Consider the following 375-nt stretch of genomic DNA (forward strand, 5'->3'; position numbering starts at 1 on the left):
ATCACCAGGGAGCAGGGCAAGCGCCTGTCCGAGGGCCGGGGCGAGGTGGCGCGCTCGCTGACCATCCTGGACTTCACCATCGGCGAGGCCCGCCGCATCAACGGCGTCACCACCCCGGCCGAGGAGCCGCGCACCCTCGCCATGACGTTCCGGCGCCCGCTCGGCGTGGTCGGACTCATCACCCCGTGGAACTTCCCGGTCGCCATCCCGATGTGGAAGGTGGCGCCCGCCCTGATCGCCGGTTGCACGGCCGTCCTGAAGCCCTCGCCGCTGACCCCCTGGACCTCGGCGCTGCTGGTGCAGGCGTTCGTCGACGCCGGGCTGCCCGCCGGCGTCCTCAACCTCGTCCAGGGCGACCGCGACCCCGGCGAGGCC

Annotated in this window: 1 protein-coding gene; it reads left to right on the forward strand. The window is 73.6% G+C overall.

Features of this window, described 5'->3' with window-relative positions; all coding sequences use genetic code 11:
- Positions 1–375: aldehyde dehydrogenase family protein (locus PUR61_RS34780; RefSeq protein ID WP_329883532.1), on the forward strand; the 375-nt coding region annotated here is incomplete at both ends.

Source organism: Streptomyces sp. BE20, from assembly GCF_036322525.1.
Classification (GTDB): Bacteria; Actinomycetota; Actinomycetes; order Streptomycetales; family Streptomycetaceae; genus Kitasatospora.